28 protein-coding genes are annotated in these 16,818 nt (G+C 31.1%); 27 read left to right on the top strand and 1 reads right to left on the bottom strand.

From position 1 onward, the window contains the following. From AB1Z17_RS10855 to AB1Z17_RS10725, 27 genes are all read left to right on the top strand, one after another. On the top strand, nt 1-162 hold a 162-nt coding region (locus AB1Z17_RS10855; RefSeq protein WP_368051816.1), incomplete at its 5' end, for a 50S ribosomal protein L16. 12 nt (nt 163-174) lie between these two features. After that, complete coding sequence (gene rpmC / locus AB1Z17_RS10850; RefSeq protein WP_368051815.1) at nt 175-366, top strand: 50S ribosomal protein L29; 192 nt, start codon at nt 175-177, stop codon at nt 364-366. Nucleotides 367-381: 15 nt separating this feature from the next. Beyond that, nucleotides 382-639 carry a 30S ribosomal protein S17 gene (gene rpsQ, locus AB1Z17_RS10845; RefSeq protein ID WP_134248806.1) on the top strand — a complete coding sequence of 86 codons (258 nt, stop codon included), beginning with the start codon at nt 382-384 and terminating at the stop codon, nt 637-639. 2 nt (nt 640-641) lie between these two features. Beyond that, on the top strand, nt 642-1,013 hold the full coding sequence (rplN, locus tag AB1Z17_RS10840) for a 50S ribosomal protein L14 (protein ID WP_134248807.1): 372 nt from the start codon (nt 642-644) through the stop codon (nt 1,011-1,013). A 13-nt stretch (nt 1,014-1,026) separates the two neighbouring features. Further along, a complete protein-coding gene (gene rplX, locus AB1Z17_RS10835) occupies nt 1,027-1,332 on the top strand; it encodes a 50S ribosomal protein L24 (protein ID WP_134248808.1) in 306 nt (101 codons plus the stop codon). Between the two features lie 2 nt (nt 1,333-1,334). After that, nucleotides 1,335-1,886, top strand: coding sequence for a 50S ribosomal protein L5 (rplE, locus tag AB1Z17_RS10830; protein WP_368051814.1), 552 nt, complete (start codon nt 1,335-1,337; stop codon nt 1,884-1,886). A 3-nt stretch (nt 1,887-1,889) separates the two neighbouring features. After that, the gene (gene rpsN / locus AB1Z17_RS10825) at nt 1,890-2,159 is read left to right on the top strand and encodes a 30S ribosomal protein S14 (protein WP_368051813.1); all 270 of its coding nucleotides are present in this window, start codon (nt 1,890-1,892) and stop codon (nt 2,157-2,159) included. 70 nt (nt 2,160-2,229) lie between these two features. Beyond that, nucleotides 2,230-2,628 (top strand): 30S ribosomal protein S8, encoded by a 399-nt coding sequence (gene rpsH, locus AB1Z17_RS10820; protein ID WP_368051812.1) that lies wholly within the window; start codon nt 2,230-2,232, stop codon nt 2,626-2,628. A gap of 17 nt (nt 2,629-2,645) precedes the next feature. Continuing rightward, nucleotides 2,646-3,191, top strand: a complete 546-nt coding sequence (gene rplF / locus AB1Z17_RS10815; RefSeq protein WP_368051811.1) for a 50S ribosomal protein L6 — start codon at nt 2,646-2,648, stop codon at nt 3,189-3,191. A 13-nt stretch (nt 3,192-3,204) separates the two neighbouring features. Further along, entirely contained in the window at nt 3,205-3,558 is a 354-nt protein-coding gene (rplR, locus tag AB1Z17_RS10810; protein ID WP_368051810.1) for a 50S ribosomal protein L18, read from the top strand. Between the two features lie 6 nt (nt 3,559-3,564). After that, nucleotides 3,565-4,089, top strand: a complete 525-nt coding sequence (rpsE, locus tag AB1Z17_RS10805; protein ID WP_134248814.1) for a 30S ribosomal protein S5 — start codon at nt 3,565-3,567, stop codon at nt 4,087-4,089. A gap of 13 nt (nt 4,090-4,102) precedes the next feature. Further along, nucleotides 4,103-4,285: a 50S ribosomal protein L30 gene (rpmD, locus tag AB1Z17_RS10800; protein ID WP_134248815.1), complete on the top strand. Its 183-nt coding sequence runs from the start codon at nt 4,103-4,105 to the stop codon at nt 4,283-4,285. Between the two features lie 14 nt (nt 4,286-4,299). After that, entirely contained in the window at nt 4,300-4,752 is a 453-nt protein-coding gene (rplO, locus tag AB1Z17_RS10795; protein WP_368051809.1) for a 50S ribosomal protein L15, read from the top strand. 10 nt (nt 4,753-4,762) lie between these two features. Further along, nucleotides 4,763-6,097: a preprotein translocase subunit SecY gene (gene secY / locus AB1Z17_RS10790; protein WP_368051808.1), complete on the top strand. Its 1,335-nt coding sequence runs from the start codon at nt 4,763-4,765 to the stop codon at nt 6,095-6,097. Continuing rightward, entirely contained in the window at nt 6,097-6,312 is a 216-nt protein-coding gene (gene infA / locus AB1Z17_RS10785; RefSeq protein ID WP_068206835.1) for a translation initiation factor IF-1, read from the top strand. Before secY ends, infA begins: the two co-directional genes overlap by 1 nt. A gap of 11 nt (nt 6,313-6,323) precedes the next feature. Then, on the top strand, nt 6,324-6,440 hold the full coding sequence (ykgO, locus tag AB1Z17_RS10780; RefSeq protein WP_073370549.1) for a type B 50S ribosomal protein L36: 117 nt from the start codon (nt 6,324-6,326) through the stop codon (nt 6,438-6,440). Nucleotides 6,441-6,442: 2 nt separating this feature from the next. Then, the gene (gene rpsM, locus AB1Z17_RS10775; protein ID WP_368051807.1) at nt 6,443-6,817 is read left to right on the top strand and encodes a 30S ribosomal protein S13; all 375 of its coding nucleotides are present in this window, start codon (nt 6,443-6,445) and stop codon (nt 6,815-6,817) included. A 103-nt stretch (nt 6,818-6,920) separates the two neighbouring features. Further along, complete coding sequence (gene rpsK, locus AB1Z17_RS10770) at nt 6,921-7,304, top strand: 30S ribosomal protein S11 (RefSeq protein ID WP_134248819.1); 384 nt, start codon at nt 6,921-6,923, stop codon at nt 7,302-7,304. Between the two features lie 81 nt (nt 7,305-7,385). Next, a complete protein-coding gene (gene rpsD, locus AB1Z17_RS10765; RefSeq protein ID WP_368051806.1) occupies nt 7,386-7,991 on the top strand; it encodes a 30S ribosomal protein S4 in 606 nt (201 codons plus the stop codon). Between the two features lie 22 nt (nt 7,992-8,013). Beyond that, nucleotides 8,014-9,006: a DNA-directed RNA polymerase subunit alpha gene (locus AB1Z17_RS10760; RefSeq protein WP_368051805.1), complete on the top strand. Its 993-nt coding sequence runs from the start codon at nt 8,014-8,016 to the stop codon at nt 9,004-9,006. Nucleotides 9,007-9,043: 37 nt separating this feature from the next. Beyond that, nucleotides 9,044-9,523 (top strand): 50S ribosomal protein L17, encoded by a 480-nt coding sequence (gene rplQ / locus AB1Z17_RS10755; protein ID WP_368051804.1) that lies wholly within the window; start codon nt 9,044-9,046, stop codon nt 9,521-9,523. A gap of 210 nt (nt 9,524-9,733) precedes the next feature. Beyond that, complete coding sequence (carA, locus tag AB1Z17_RS10750) at nt 9,734-10,840, top strand: glutamine-hydrolyzing carbamoyl-phosphate synthase small subunit (RefSeq protein WP_368051803.1); 1,107 nt, start codon at nt 9,734-9,736, stop codon at nt 10,838-10,840. A gap of 151 nt (nt 10,841-10,991) precedes the next feature. Further along, complete coding sequence (eno, locus tag AB1Z17_RS10745; protein ID WP_368051802.1) at nt 10,992-12,281, top strand: phosphopyruvate hydratase; 1,290 nt, start codon at nt 10,992-10,994, stop codon at nt 12,279-12,281. Between the two features lie 179 nt (nt 12,282-12,460). Beyond that, nucleotides 12,461-13,747, top strand: coding sequence for a citrate synthase (locus AB1Z17_RS10740; protein WP_368051801.1), 1,287 nt, complete (start codon nt 12,461-12,463; stop codon nt 13,745-13,747). 80 nt (nt 13,748-13,827) lie between these two features. Continuing rightward, nucleotides 13,828-14,742, top strand: coding sequence for a dimethylarginine dimethylaminohydrolase family protein (locus AB1Z17_RS10735; RefSeq protein ID WP_368051800.1), 915 nt, complete (start codon nt 13,828-13,830; stop codon nt 14,740-14,742). 4 nt (nt 14,743-14,746) lie between these two features. Then, nucleotides 14,747-15,682 carry a citrulline utilization hydrolase CtlX gene (gene ctlX, locus AB1Z17_RS10730; RefSeq protein ID WP_368051799.1) on the top strand — a complete coding sequence of 312 codons (936 nt, stop codon included), beginning with the start codon at nt 14,747-14,749 and terminating at the stop codon, nt 15,680-15,682. 29 nt (nt 15,683-15,711) lie between these two features. Further along, complete coding sequence (locus AB1Z17_RS10725; RefSeq protein WP_368051798.1) at nt 15,712-16,128, top strand: Rrf2 family transcriptional regulator; 417 nt, start codon at nt 15,712-15,714, stop codon at nt 16,126-16,128. A 57-nt stretch (nt 16,129-16,185) separates the two neighbouring features. Here the strand turns inward: AB1Z17_RS10725 and AB1Z17_RS10720 are convergent, their stop codons facing one another. Continuing rightward, entirely contained in the window at nt 16,186-16,377 is a 192-nt protein-coding gene (locus tag AB1Z17_RS10720; protein WP_368051797.1) for a hypothetical protein, read from the bottom strand. Nucleotides 16,378-16,818 lie beyond the last annotated feature (441 nt).

The raw sequence follows: 16,818 nt of genomic DNA, 5'->3' as shown, positions 1-16,818 counted from the left end.
GCTCCAGAATATTTTGTAGCCGTAGTTAAACCTGGAAGAATTATGTTCGAAGTAGGTGGTGTACCAGCAGATGTTGCAAAAGAAGCTTTACGTTTAGCAGCACAAAAACTTCCTGTAAAAACGAAGTTTGTAGTAGCTAGAGATTTTGATAACGCTTTATAACCGATAAAGAAAATGAAACAATCTGAAATTATAGAATTATCAACAGAAGAGTTACAAGAAAAGCTTGGGAGCTTAAAGAAAAGTTATACAGATCTTAAAATGGCTCATTCAATTTCGCCGTTGGAAACTCCACTGCAATTGAGAGTACTTAGAAGAACTGTAGCACGTGTTGCTACAGAATTAACTAAAAGAGAATTACAATAATTGTATTCAGTAAAGATGGAAAAAAGAAATCTTAGAAAAGAGAGAATAGGCGTAGTTTCAAGTAATAAAATGGAGAAATCTATTGTTGTTGCTGAGGTGAAAAAAATGAAGCACCCTATGTACGGAAAATTCGTGTTAAGTACTAAAAAATATGTAGCACACGATGAGAAAAATGATTGCAATATTGGAGATACTGTTAGAATAATGGAAACACGTCCAATGAGTAAATCTAAACGTTGGAGATTAGTAGAAATCCTAGAAAGAGCTAAATAATTATGTTACAGACAGAATCAAGATTAAGAGTCGCAGATAATACTGGAGCTAAAGAAGTTTTAGTAATAAGAGTTTTAGGAGGAACTAAAAAACGTTACGCTTCTATTGGAGATAAAATTGTTGTTAGTATTAAAGATGCTACACCAAACGGATCTGTTAAAAAAGGTCAGGTTTCTAAAGCAGTGGTTGTTAGAACGAAGAAAGAAATCAGAAGAAAAGACGGATCTTATATTCGTTTTGATGACAATGCTTGTGTATTGTTAAATGCTGATACTGAAGATATGAAAGGAACTCGTGTATTCGGTCCTGTAGCAAGAGAACTTCGTGAAAAACAATTTATGAAAATTGTATCATTAGCACCTGAAGTGCTTTAATAAATTATAAGAGATGAAATTAAAGATAAAATCAGGAGATACTGTTAGAGTAATGGCAGGAGATCATAAAGGAGAAGAAGGAAAAGTTGTTACAATTTTTCCAAATAAAAACAGAGCGATTGTTGAAGGTGTTAATATGATATCTAAACATTCAAAACCTAGCGCACAAAACCCACAAGGAGGTATTGTAAAAAAGGAAGCTTCAATTCATATTTCAAACTTAATGTTACTTGAAGGAGATAATGTTACAAAAGTTGGTTATAGAGTAGAAGGTGAGAAAAAAGTTAGGTTCTCTAAAAAATCTGATAAAGCAATTTAATTATGGCTTATATACCAAGACTTAAAGAAGAGTATAATAGTAGAGTTGTGAAAACTCTTACTGAAGAATTTAGTTACAAAAACATTATGCAAGTGCCTAAATTACAAAAAATTGTAATTAGTAAAGGTGTTGGTGCGGCTGTAGCTGATAAGAAATTAATTGATTATGCCGTTGATGAATTGACTAAAATATCTGGTCAAAAAGCAATATCAACTGTATCTAAAAAAGACGTTGCAGCTTTTAAATTACGTAAAGGTGTGCCAATTGGTGCAAAAGTAACTTTGCGTGGTACTAAAATGTACGAATTTTTAGACAGATTGGTAACTGCATCTTTACCTCGTGTAAGAGATTTTAACGGAATCAAAGCAAATGGTTTTGATGGTAGAGGAAACTACAATTTAGGTATTACTGAACAAATCATTTTCCCAGAAATTGATATTGATAAAGTAAACAAAATTAGTGGTATGGATATTACATTTGTAACATCTGCCAATACTGATAAAGAAGCAAAATCATTATTAAGTGAATTAGGTTTACCATTTAAAAAGAATTAAGGAATGGCTAAAGAATCAATGAAAGCCCGTGAGGTTAAGAGAAAAAAGTTAGTTGCAAAGTATGCTGAAAAACGTAAAGCTTTAAAAGAAGCTGGAGATTATGAAGCATTACAAAAACTTCCGAAAAATGCGTCACCAGTTCGTATGCACAATCGTTGTAAATTAACTGGAAGACCAAAAGGGTACATGAGACAATTTGGTATTTCACGTGTAACATTCCGTGAAATGGCAAACCAAGGTTTAATACCAGGAGTTAAAAAAGCTAGCTGGTAAAATATTTAAATAATTGGTTTTAGGTTCGTTGCAGAGTGCAAGGAAAACCGAAACCGTAAATTAATAGATTATGATTACAGATCCAATCGCGGACTATCTAACTAGAGTTAGAAATGCAATTATGGCAAATCACAGAGTCGTTGAAATTCCGGCTTCAAAAATTACTAAAGAAATAACAAAGATTTTATTTGATCAAGGTTATATTTTAAGTTATAAATTTGATGATGAAGGTTTTCAGGGTACTATAAAGATTGCCTTAAAATATGATAAAGCTACAAAAGCTTCTGTTATAAAAAAATTACAACGTATTAGTACACCAGGTTTACGTAAATATGTTGGAGCCGATGAAATGCCTCGTGTTTTAAACGGATTAGGTATTGCTATAGTTTCTACCTCTAAAGGTGTTATGACTAATAAGCAAGCCCGTACAGAACATGTTGGTGGAGAAGTTTTATGTTACGTATATTAATAAAGAACTAAACAAAGATGTCAAGAATAGGAAATAACCCAATTGCATTACCAGAAGGTGTTACATTAGATATAAATAAAAATGTAGTTACTATTAAAGGTAAGTTGGGTGCGTTAACGCAAGAAATTAAAGATGATATTACTGTTAAAGTTGAAGAAGGTTCAATTATAGTTGAGCGTCCTTCAGATAGTAAAAGCCATAAAGCAAAACATGGTTTGTACAGATCTTTATTAAATAATATGATAGAAGGTGTTTCAAAAGGATGGTCTAAAGAATTAGAACTTGTTGGTGTTGGTTATAGAGCTAGCAACCAAGGACAAGTTTTGGATTTAGCTTTAGGTTTTTCACACAATATTGTAATTGATGTGGCTCCTGAAGTAAAAGTTGAAACAATTTCAGAAAAAGGGAAAAACCCGATCGTAAAATTAACTTCTTTTGATAAACAACTTGTAGGAGCTGTTGCCGCAAAGATTCGTTCTATGCGTAAACCAGAACCATACAAAGGAAAAGGAGTGAAATTTGTAGGAGAAATATTAAGAAGAAAAGCAGGTAAATCTGCATAATAATTAAGATATTATGGCATTATCAAAGCTTGAAAGAAGAATAAGAATTAAGCATAGAATTAGAAAAATTGTTACAGGTACTGAAACCAAACCTAGGTTATCTGTTTTTAGAAGTAACAAAGAAATTTATGCTCAATTAGTTGATGACAACGCAGGGACAACATTAGTATCTGTATCATCAAGAGATAAAGAAATAGAAGCGTCAGGTTCAAAGTTAGAAGTTGCAAAAGTGGTAGGTAAAGCTATCGCTGAAAAAGCAACAAAAGCTGGTATAGAAGCTGTTGCATTTGATAGAAATGGATTTTTGTATCACGGTAGAGTGAAGGCTCTAGCAGACGCTGCAAGAGAAGCAGGTTTAAAATTTTAGTAAATTATGTATCATAAATACAAAAACGTAGAAAGAGTAAAACCTAGCGGGTTAGAACTTCAAGATCACCTAGTGGGTGTACAAAGAGTTACTAAAGTAACAAAAGGGGGTAGAGCATTTGGATTTTCAGCTATTGTTGTAGTTGGAGATGGAAATGGTGTAGTTGGACAAGGGTTAGGAAAGTCTAAAGATGTTGCTTCTGCAATTGCGAAAGCAATAGAGGATGCAAAGAAAAATTTGGTAAGAATTCCAATTATTAAACAAACATTACCTCACGAACAAAAAGGTAAATTTGGCGGAGCAAAAGTATTTTTAAAACCAGCTTCACATGGTACAGGGGTTATTGCAGGTGGTGCAGTAAGAGCGGTATTAGATTCTGTTGGTGTACACGATGTACTTTCAAAATCTCAAGGATCGTCAAATCCACATAATGTTGTAAAAGCTACATTTGATGCTTTATTACAATTGCGTAGTGCTAGTATGATTGCAAAAGAAAGAGGAATTTCTTTAGAAAAAGTATTTAAAGGATAAAACAAGGAGTACGATGGCAAAAATTAGAGTAACACAAGTTAGAAGTAAAATTAGACGTCCTAAAAATCAAAAATTGACTTTAGAGGCGCTAGGTTTACGTAAGATTGACCAAGTAGTTGAACATGAGGCTACTCCAGCAATCCTTGGAATGGTAAATACAGTTAAACACTTAATTTCTGTTGAAGAAGTTAAATAACATTTTATAAAAAGATGACATTAAATAACTTAAAACCTGCTGCAGGATCTGTTAAAAATCAAAGCAAAAGAATTGGTAGAGGACAGGGTTCTGGAAAGGGAGGAACAGCAACAAGAGGTCATAAAGGAGCTAAATCTCGTTCTGGATATTCTAGAAAAGTTGGTTTTGAAGGTGGTCAAATGCCTTTACAAAGACGTGTACCTAAATTTGGTTTTACTAATATTAACCGTAAAGAATATGCAGGTATTAATTTGCATAAACTTCAAGAGTTAGTTGATAATGGTAAAATTAAAGATACGGTTACATTAGACATTTTAATTGAGAATAGATTAGCTGGAAAGAATGACCTAGTTAAAATATTAGGAAACGGTGAATTAAAAGCTAAATTAAACATAACTGTTCATAAATTTACGGCAACTGCAAAAGCTGCAATTGAAAGTGCTGGAGGTACAGCTGAAACGTTATAATAAAATATAGATGAAAAAATTTATTCAAACCATTAGAGACATTTGGACTATAGAAGAACTTAGAAATAAGATTCTTTTAACACTTGGATTTATGGCTATCTATCGTTTTGCTGCTCAAGTTCCACTTCCAGGTATTGATATTACTGTTGCACAGGCTGCATTAGCAAATCAAACAAGTGGTGGAGGAATTTTAGGATTACTTGATATGTTTACAGGAGGTGCATTTGCACAAGCATCTATTGTTGCTTTGGGAATTATGCCTTATATATCAGCATCTATTGTTGTTCAGCTAATGGGAATTGCGGTTCCTTATTTACAGAAACTTCAAAAAGATGGTGAGAGTGGAAGAAAAAAAATCAATCAGATTACACGTTGGTTAACTATTGCCATTACAATGGTACAGGGACCTGCTTATATTACTAATATTTATCAATTAATACCATCTTCGGCTTTTTATATAAGTGGAAGTATGTTTTGGTTGACTTCAATGGTAATTTTAACTTCGGGAACGGTATTTGCGATGTGGTTAGGTGAAAAAATAACAGATAAAGGTATTGGTAATGGTATTTCATTATTAATTATGATTGGTATTATAGCCCGTTTCCCTGAATCTTTTATGCAAGAAGCAGTATCTAAACTTACAGCTTCAAATGGAGGTGCAATTATGATATTGATTGAACTAATAGTTTGGTTCTTGGTTATTATGGTTTGTGTTTATTTAGTTACTGCAGTTCGTAGAATTGCTGTTCAATATGCTAGAAAAACTGTAGCTGGGAACATTAAAAATGTAACTGGAGCAAGAGACTATTTACCTTTAAAATTAAATTCATCAGGTGTAATGCCAATTATATTTGCACAAGCAATTATGTTTGCACCAGCATTATTAGAGCGATCTAATAATGATACTGTTAAAGCAATTGGTATTGAGTTTTCAAATATGTTTGGTCTATGGTATAATGTATTATTTGCAACGTTAATTATAATTTTTAGTTATTTTTATACTGCAATTACAATACCTACAAATAAAATGGCAGATGATTTAAAACGAAGTGGAGGGTTTATTCCAGGAATAAGACCAGGTAAAGACACGGCTGAAATGTTAGATAGAGTGCTATCTTTAATTACTTTTCCGGGTTCATTATTTTTAGCTATTGTAGCTATTTTACCTGCAATTGTTGTTAAGTTTGGATTAACTCAATCTTGGGCATTATTTTATGGTGGAACATCTCTACTTATTATGGTAGGAGTTGCAATAGACACTATTCAGCAAATTAATTCACATTTATTAAATCGTCATTATGATGGTTTAATGAAGAAAGGAACTAAAAGAAAATCAGTAACATAATGGCAAAGCAACCGGCAATACAACAAGACGGAACAATTACAGAAGCATTGTCTAATGCAATGTTTCGTGTAGAGTTGGAAAATGGACATATTGTAACCGCTCATATTTCAGGAAAAATGCGTATGCATTATATAAAATTATTACCTGGAGATAAAGTGAAGTTAGAAATGAGCCCTTATGATTTAACAAAAGCAAGAATTACTTACAGATATTAAAGTATAAACGGATGAAAGTTAGAGCTTCAGTAAAAAAGAGAAGTGCCGAGTGCAAGATTGTGCGTAGAAAAGGCAGATTATATGTAATCAACAAAAAGAATCCTAGATTTAAACAAAGACAAGGATAATTATGGCAAGAATAGCAGGTATTGATATTCCTAAAAATAAAAGAGGTGTTATTGCGTTAACATATATTTTTGGAATTGGAAAAAGCAAAGCTAAAGAAATTTTAGCTACAGCAAAAGTAGATGAAAGTATAAAAGTTCAAGATTGGACTGATGAACAGATACACGATATTCGTGAAGCTGTTGGTACTTTAACTATAGAAGGTGAATTACGTTCTGAAATTCAATTGAGCATTAAGCGATTAATGGATATTGGATGTTACAGAGGTATTCGTCACAGATCAGGTTTACCATTAAGAGGTCAAAGAACTAAGAATAATTCTAGAACTAGAAAAGGTAAGCGTAAAACTGTAGCAAATAAGAAAAAAGCAACTAAATAATAATAGGCGTTAGAAAGTAGTAATTAGAAGTTAGATGAATCTGTTCGAAATAGAAATGTTTAGGATTCTAAAAACTAAGAACTAACAACTAAAACTAAAAAATATGGCGAAAGCAAGTTCAAAAAAACGTAAAGTTATTGTTGAAACTGTAGGTGAAGCACACATTACAGCTTCATTTAACAATATTATTATTTCACTTACGAATAAAAGAGGTGATGTAATTTCTTGGTCATCAGCTGGGAAAATGGGATTTAGAGGTTCTAAAAAGAACACACCTTATGCTGCTCAATTAGCTGCAGAAGATTGTGCACGTGTTGCACATGAAGCAGGTATGAGAAAAGTAAAAGTGTATGTGAAAGGACCAGGTAACGGAAGAGAATCTGCAATCAGATCAATTCACAATTTAGGAATTGAAGTTTCAGAAATTATCGACGTTACTCCATTACCACATAATGGTTGTAGACCTCCAAAGAGAAGAAGAGTATAATAAATTTAAATTTTAACAGATAGGAATTAGATTATCGAAGGATTAGCCTTAATTCATGATCCCTATCATTAACAAAAAGAAATGGCAAGATATACAGGACCAAAAACTAAAATTGCTCGTAAATTTGGCGAAGCAATCTTTGGAGAAGATAAATCTTTTGAAAAAAGAAATTATCCTCCAGGACAACACGGAAACAATAGACGTAGAGGAAAAAAATCTGAATACGCTATCCAATTAGCTGAAAAGCAAAAAGCGAAATATACTTATGGTATATTAGAAAAACAATTCTCTAACTTGTTTAAAAAAGCCTCAGCTTCTACAGGAGTTACAGGTGAAATTTTATTGCAACTTTGCGAATCTCGTTTAGACAATGTAGTATACAGATTAGGTATTGCTCCTAGTCGTAGTGGTGCACGTCAATTAGTTTCTCACCGTCATATTACGGTAAATGGTGAACTAGTTAGCATTCCTTCATTCTCTTTAAAAGCTGGAGACGTTGTAGCTGTAAGAGAAAAATCAAAATCATTAGTTACTATTGAAGATTCTTTAGCGAACAGAAATGATGTTTACGAATGGCTTACCTGGAATTCAGATACAAAGCAAGGAAACTTTGTAAGTGTACCTGAAAGAATTCAAATTCCAGAAAACATTAAGGAACAATTAATAGTAGAGTTATACTCTAAATAATTTTAAAGATACCAATTCAATTATGGCAATTTTAAATTTTCAAAAGCCCGATAAAGTAATAATGATTGATTCTACCGATTTTAGTGGTAGATTTGAGTTTAGACCGTTAGAACCAGGTTTTGGTTTAACTGTTGGAAATGCTTTAAGAAGAGTGCTTTTATCTTCGTTAGAAGGTTTTGCAATAACATCACTTCGTATTGAAGGTATTGAACACGAATTTTCTACCATTAAAGGTGTTGTAGAAGATGTAACCGAAATTATTTTAAACTTAAAACAAGTTCGTTTTAAGAAACAAATAGAAGATTCTGACAGAGAAACTGTTAATATTTCTATCTCTAATCAAGAGCAATTAACTGCTGGAGATTTACAAAAGTATATTTCAGGTTTTCAAGTGTTAAATCACGATCTAGTAATTTGTAATATGGAGAAATCTGTCTCATTAGATTTTGAAATTACAATAGAAAAAGGAAGAGGTTTTGTGCCAGCCGAAGAAAATAAAAAATCTGGAGTTGCATTAGGAACTATTTTCACAGACTCAATTTTTACACCTATTATTAATGTAAAATATGCTGTTGAAAACTTTCGTGTAGAACAAAAAACTGATTACGAAAAGTTAGTTTTTGATATTACAACAGATGGATCTATTGCACCGAAAGATGCTTTAACTGAAGCCGCTAAAATATTAATTCACCACTTTATGCTGTTCTCTGATGAGCGCATTACTTTAGAGGCTGATGAAATAGCACAAACTGAAACATATGATGAAGAATCTTTACATATGCGTCAATTACTAAAAACAAAATTAGTGGATATGGATTTATCTGTAAGAGCATTAAATTGTTTAAAAGCTGCTGAAGTTGACACATTAGGTGATTTGGTATCATTTAATAAAAACGATTTAATGAAGTTCCGTAATTTCGGAAAAAAATCTTTGACAGAATTGGACGAGTTAGTTCATAATAAAGGTCTAAGTTTTGGAATGGATTTAAGTAAATATAAATTAGACAAAGATTAATTTAAAACTCAGGTTTTAATTAAGATAAGATATAGAGATGAGACACGGAAAGAAATTTAACCACTTAGGAAGACAAACAGCACATAGAAAGGCAATGTTTGCTAATATGGCTTGTTCTTTAATTGAACACAAGCGTATTAATACTACAGTTGCTAAAGCTAAAGCTTTAAGACAATTTGTAGAGCCTTTAATTACAAAATCTAAAGAAGATACTACACATAACCGTAGAGTTGTGTTCAGTTATTTAAGAAGTAAATTTGCTGTAACAGAATTGTTTAAAGAAGTTTCAGTAAAAGTTGCAGATAGACCAGGAGGATATGTGCGTATTATAAAACTAGGAAACCGTCAGGGAGATAATGCTCCTATGGCAATGGTAGAACTAGTTGATTATAATACTACTTATAATCCTAATGCTAAGGCTAAAAAGAAATCTACTCGTAGAGGTAGAACAAAAAAAGCTGAAGATGCAGTTGTTGAAACTGTTGAAACAACAGAAGAAATTAAAAAAGATAATTAATGAATAACATTGATTAATAAAATAAAAAAGGATAAGCTATTTATAGTTTATCCTTTTTTTTAAATAAAAATTTTAATTTTGGTAAGATTATTTAGTTTATTGCGGAGTAATTAATAATTACCATTAACTTATAAGTTAAATTTTTCAAAATAATAATAAAGATTAAAAAAGCATCAGTAATTTAAAAACTAACTAGAAATTATTTAACAGATGAAATACAAACAACAAAAAAAAGCTATTTTATTATTAGCTGACGGAACCATCTTTGAAGGAAAATCCATAGGAATAGACGGAACTGCTTTTGGAGAAATTTGTTATAATACGGGAATGACAGGTTATCAAGAAGTATTTACAGATCCATCTTATTTTGGGCAGTTAATGTTAACAACCAATGCCCATATTGGGAATTATGGTATTAATGTAGATGAAGTAGAATCGGATTCTATTAAAATTTCTGGGTTGGTTTGTAAAAATTTTAGCTTTAATTACTCTAGAGTTAATGCTCAAGACTCATTAGAAAATTATTTTGAAAAAGAGAATGTAATGGCAATTTCTGATATTGATACTCGTGCAGTTGTTAGTTATATAAGAGACAAAGGAGCTATGAATGCAGTTATTTCAACTAATTTAGATATTGAATCTCTAAAACAGCAATTAATTGCAGTTCCAGATATGAAAGGTTTAGAACTTGCGTCTGAAGTTTCTACAAAAGACCCATATTTTTATGGAGATGAAAATGCACCTTTTAAAATTTCAGCCTTGGATATTGGTATTAAAAAGAATATTTTACGCAATTTAGCTAAAAGAGGATGTTATATAAAAGTGTTTCCTTACAATGCTACTTTTAAAGAAATGGAGGCATTTAACCCAGATGGTTACTTTTTATCAAACGGACCTGGTGATCCAACTCCTTTAAAGGAAGCTCAAGAAGTAGCAAAGGAAATTATAAAGCAAAATCTACCTTTATTTGGTATTTGTTTAGGGCATCAAGTTATTGCTTTGGCAAATGGCATTGAAATTTACAAAATGCATAATGGACATAGAGGTATTAATCATCCAGTAAAAAACATGATTACTGGAAAAGGTGAAATAACTTCACAAAATCACGGATTTGTTGTAAGTAAAGAGGCTGTAGAGAAGCATCAAGATTTTGAAATTACTCATGTACATTTAAACGACAATACTTTGGCAGGAATGAGAATGAAAAATAAAAACTGTTTTTCTGTTCAATATCATCCTGAAGCAAGTCCTGGACCGCATGATTCATCGTATCTATTTGATCAATTTATTGAAAACATAAAAGCAAGTATGCAATAATTTATAAAAGCCACTAATTAAACAAGTTAGTGGCTTTTTTACGAATCCTAAAACGAAAACGTTATCGTATAAAAGGTTCCAAAATAATATATAAATTGGGCTTTATTTCGTAAATTTGAAGTAGAAAATAATTTAATAAAAAAATAGAAAAATGAGTATAATTTTAAGTGTTCATGCGCGTCAAATATTTGATTCAAGAGGAAATCCAACTGTAGAAGTTGATGTAGTAACAGAAAATGGTGTTTTAGGTAGAGCAGCAGTTCCATCAGGAGCTTCAACAGGAGAACATGAAGCAGTGGAATTAAGAGATGGCGGAAAAGATTATATGGGGAAAGGAGTTCTTAAAGCTGTAAAAAATGTAAATGAAATTATTGCTGAAGAACTTTTAGGAACTTCTGTATTTGAGCAAAACTATATCGATCAAATGATGATTGAATTAGATGGAACAAAAAATAAAGCTAAATTAGGTGCAAACGCTATTTTAGGTGTTTCTTTAGCAGTTGCAAAAGCTGCAGCTAACGAATTAGAAATGCCATTATATCGTTATGTTGGTGGAGTTAGCGCAAACACATTGCCTGTTCCAATGATGAATATTATTAACGGTGGATCTCACTCAGATGCTCCAATTGCATTTCAAGAGTTTATGATTATGCCAATTGCTGCTAAAAACTTTACCGAAGCAATTAAAATGGGATCTGAAATTTTCCATAACTTAAAAGCTTTAATTCACGGACGAGGTTTAAGTACTGCTGTTGGTGATGAAGGAGGTTTTGCTCCAACTTTTGATGGAACCGAAGACGCTATTGAAACTGTATTAAAAGCAATTGAAAATGCAGGTTACAAACCGGGAACCGAAGTTAAATTAGCATTGGATTGTGCAGCAGCAGAATTTTTTGTTGATGGAAAATACGATTATACTAAATTCGAAGGAGACAAAGGTGTAATTAGAACTTCAAAAGAACAAGCTGAATATTTAGCTGAATTGGCTTCTAAATATCCAATTATCTCTATTGAAGATGGTATGGATGAAAATGACTGGGATGGAACTAAATATCTTACTGAATTAATTGGAGATAAAGTACAACTGGTTGGTGATGATTTATTTGTTACAAACGTAGAGCGTTTAGCAAAAGGTATTGAAAACGGTATTGCTAATTCAATTTTAATTAAAGTAAACCAAATTGGAACTTTAACTGAAACGATTGCAGCTGTAAATATGGCACATAATGCAGGTTATACTTCTGTAATGTCTCACCGTTCTGGTGAAACTGAAGATACAACCATTGCAGATTTAGCGGTAGCTTTAAATTGTGGTCAAATTAAAACTGGTTCGGCATCTCGTTCAGATAGAATGGCGAAATACAATCAATTATTAAGAATTGAAGAAGAATTGGGAAGTGTTGCTTATTATCCACAAGCAAATGCTTTTAAAGTTCTTTAATTAAAAAGTAACTTTTATTATAAAAAGCTGGGTAAAAACCCAGCTTTTTTTGTTTATGTAACAATATATACATTATTGACAAAACATTATTCAAAATTCTTTTACAATAGTTGAAAAATCATTAAATTCGCTAAAGGGTAAAAAATTCGGAGTATTAATAAAAAATTATAATAAAAAAGATGTCAGATATCGCAGTTTTAGAAATAGATGGTAAAAGATATGAATTTCCAGTTTTAAAAGGGACTGAAAATGAAATAACTATTGATATAAGTAAATTGAGAGGTGTTACAAGTGGAATTACAACACTTGATCCAGGTTTTAAAAATACAAGCTCTTGTAAGAGTGCTGTAACATTTTTAGATGGGGAAAAAGGAATTTTACGTTATCGTGGTTATTCTATTGAAGAATTAGCAGATAAATCTGACTTTTTAGAAGTAATTTACTTATTAATATTTGGTGAACTTCCTTCAAAAAAGGAAAAACAACAATTTCATAGAGACATTCAAAAGAAATCTTTAGTAGACGAAGATGTTAAGAAAATTTTAGATGGATTTCCAAAATCTGCACATCCAATGGGTGTGTTGTCTGCATTAACTAGTGCTCTTACTGCTTTTAACCCTAAAAGTGTTGATGTACGTTCTGAAAAAGATATGTACAACGCTATTTGTAAAATATTAGGAAAATTCCCGGTTTTGGTTGCTTGGGCATATAGAAAAGAAGAAGGTTTACCGCTGGCTTATGGTGATAATTCTTTAGGTTATGTTGAAAACTTCATAAAAATGATGTTTGAATTACCAAATGAAAAATTTGTAATGAACCCAGTTGTTTTAGATGCAATTGATAAATTACTTATTTTACACGCAGATCATGAACAAAACTGCTCAACTTCAACTGTGAGAGTTGTAGGGTCATCACACGCTGGTTTATTTGCGTCAATCTCAGCTGGTATTTCTGCTCTTTGGGGACCTTTGCACGGTGGTGCAAACCAAGCTGTAATAGAAATGCTAGAAGATATTAAAGCAGATGGAGGAGATTATCAAAAGTATATTGCAAAAGCAAAAGATAAGGACGATCCATTTCGTTTAATGGGATTTGGGCATAGAGTTTATAAAAACTTTGATCCTAGAGCAAATATTATAAAAGTAGCTGCAGAGGAAGTTTTAAATGATTTAGGAATTGATGATCCTGTATTGGATATTGCTAGAGGTTTAGCACAAGTTGCTTTGAGTGACGAATATTTTAAATCTCGTAATTTATATCCAAACGTTGATTTTTACTCAGGTATTATTTACAGAGCACTGGGTATTCCTGTTCCTATGTTTACAGCAATGTTTGCGTTAGGCCGTTTACCAGGTTGGATAGCGCAATGGAAAGAAATGAGATTAAATAAAGAGCCAATTAGTAGACCAAGACAACTTTATGTTGGAGCTACTGAAAGATCTTATGTAGGTATTGATAAAAGATAAAATATATTTTATTTAAAATAGTAAGAAAACCTCATATTAATTATGAGGTTTTCTTATTTTTACAGCAAAAAATTTTGAATATGATAAAATTGAATGTTCATGATGAGACTTCTCGTCTAAAAGCCGTTATATTAGGAACAGCTGAGTCTTGTGGTCCAATTCCAAAAATTGAAGATGCTTACGACCCAAAATCTGTAGAACACATAAAAGCAGGAACGTATCCTTTAGAGAAGGACATGATTGCAGAAATGGAAGCTTTAAATATAATTTTTGAAAAATATAATATAAAAGTATATCGTCCAAAAGTGATTGAAAATTACAATCAAATCTTTTCAAGAGATATTGCCTTTGTTATAGAAGATAAGTTAATTAAATCGAATATTTTACCAGATAGAGAGAAAGAAATTGAAGCAATTCAATATATTTTAGATAAAATTGAACCAGAAAATATTATTGCTACTTCAGACGATGTACATTTTGAAGGTGGAGATGTTATGCTTTGGAAGAATTATATTTTTATCGGAACTTATAAAGGTGAAGATTATTCAGACATAATTACTGCCAGAACAAATATGAAGGGTGTTAATTTTATTAAAGAATTATTTCCTAATAAAATTGTAAAAGAGTTTGATTTAGTAAAATCTAACACAAATGCAAAAAAAAACGCACTGCATTTAGATTGTTGTTTTCAACCAGTTGGAAAAGACAAAGCAATTATTCATAAAGAAGGATTTAGAAATGAGGAAGATTATAATTTTTTAGTTAAGTTATTTGGAAAAGAAAATCTATTTCATATTTCAGCGGATGAAATGTATCAAATGTTTTCAAATGTTTTTTCAATTTCAAATGATGTAATTGTTTCTGAAAAGAATTTTATAAGATTAAATACGTGGTTGCGTGAACAAGGTTTTACAGTTGAAGAAGTTCCTTATGCTGAAATAGCAAAACAAGAAGGATTGTTAAGATGTTCAACAATGCCATTAATAAGAGCCTAAAAGAATGAGACAAATTACAAACTCAGTTTTAATGATTCGACCAGTTTCATTTAGAATGAATGAACAAACTGCCGTTAATAATTACTATCAAAAAGTACTTGAAAATGTAACTCCAGAAACCGTACAATTTAAAGCACTGCAAGAATTTGAGGCGTTTGTAGCCAAATTGAGAGCTGTTGGAATAAATGTTATTGTTGTTAGTGATAGAAGGGAAAAAGATACTCCAGATTCAATTTTCCCAAACAATTGGATTTCATTTCATCAAAATGGAGATATTGCAATTTATCCTATGTTTGCAGAAAATAGACGCTTAGAAAGAAGGGAAGATATTTTTGACATACTTGAAGAAAAAGGTTTTGTAATAAATGATATTATAGATTATACTTCTGCTGAAGAGGAAGAAGTTTATTTAGAAGGTACCGGAAGTTTATTATTAGATCGTGTAAATAAAAAAGCATATTGCGCATTGTCACCAAGAGCAGACGAAGATTTGTTTATTGAGTTTTGTGAAGATTTTGAATATACACCAGTTCCTTTTGTTGCCAATCAAACTGTAGATGGAAAACGCTTTCCTATTTATCATACAAATGTAATGATGGCCTTAGCAGAATCATTTGCAATTATTTGTTTAGAGAGTATAGACGATAAAAAAGAACGAAAAAATGTACTTAAACATTTAAAAGAAGATGGTAAGGAAGTAATTACAATTACAGAAGCACAGGTTAATAATTTTGCTGGAAATATGTTGCAAGTTCTTGGGGGTAATAATGAAAAGTTTTTGATAATGTCAAGTGCTGCTTTCAAGAGTCTTACTAAAAATCAGATTGATAAAATAGAGAAATACTGTAAAATTTTACATAGTTCTTTAGATACTATTGAAGCTTGTGGTGGCGGAAGTGCTCGTTGTATGTTGGCAGAAGTTTTCCTTCCTAAAAATTAATTATTCATATATAATTTGTACTTTTAGTTATGCTTTCAATGAAAACAAAATACGGCTTAAAAGCGTTAAGCTACCTTGCAGAACAAGAGATTAATGTGCCAGTTTTAATTTCTGACATCTCTGAATCTGAGAGTATATCTAAAAAATTTTTAGAAAGTATTTTATTGACACTTAAAAAAAATGGGATTTTAGCTTCAAAAAAAGGTAAAGGTGGTGGCTATTATTTATTAAAAAAGCCAAATGAAATTAAAATTTCAACAATCATTAGAATATTAGAAGGTCCAATTGCAATGCTTCCTTGTGTTAGTCTAAATTATTATGAAAAGTGTGATGATTGTACAAACGAAGACCAATGCAGTTTAAACAGACTTATGGTAGAAGTTAGAGATAGTACTTTAAAAATACTTGAAAATAAGACATTAGAAGATTTTCATTGTGGCTCTTAATAAGCAAAAGGCAGGCTCATCAATACACTAAAAATTAAACACTTTATTTAAAACTTTTTAAATAAATAAATTACAATCTTCACAATCTTTAATTTCTCCGTAGTACGTTTCTCTGTATTTGTGTAGCGTTTTTAAGGGTAATCCTATAAAATATTTTTTAATGTAGGTAACTTTTGTAATCAGCCTACCCATATTAGGTGAAAATCTATTTTCTGTTTTTCTTGTTCTTTTTATATAAAGTAATTTCATGATTTTTGTTTAATATAATTTTTGAATACCAAATAGATGATATTCATAGATTAAAATAATTTTTGAAAGGATTCGACTATTTAGTCGAGTATAATTAGGTGTTTTTGCTAAAATAAATTAGCAGAAAATTTAGTATGCAGGAGGAATAAACTTTTCCGATTGATTTCGAAAAACTAAAAAATTAAAAGTGAAAACTCGTTGATTTTTTTCTTTAATAAGATTTATCATAAGCCACAAAGGTACGTAATTTTTAAGGTTTATACAAAGTTTATAAATTGTGTACCTGATAAATGATTAAACTAAAAACGCAACATTTCTAAATTTAGAAATGTTGCGCTAATATTTTAAAATGTTAAAGTATCTTTTAAACAGTTTGTAAAACAGGAATTTTCATTTCAAGCAATTCATTTCTTAACTGTTCAAGTTCTTTTAATATAAGTT

The sequence above is a fragment of the Lutibacter sp. genome, from assembly GCF_040883305.1.
In the GTDB taxonomy this organism is placed as follows: Bacteria; Bacteroidota; Bacteroidia; order Flavobacteriales; family Flavobacteriaceae; genus Lutibacter.
The sequence above is the reverse complement of the archived record's forward strand: the minus strand, read 5'-3'. Positions and strand labels throughout refer to the sequence as shown.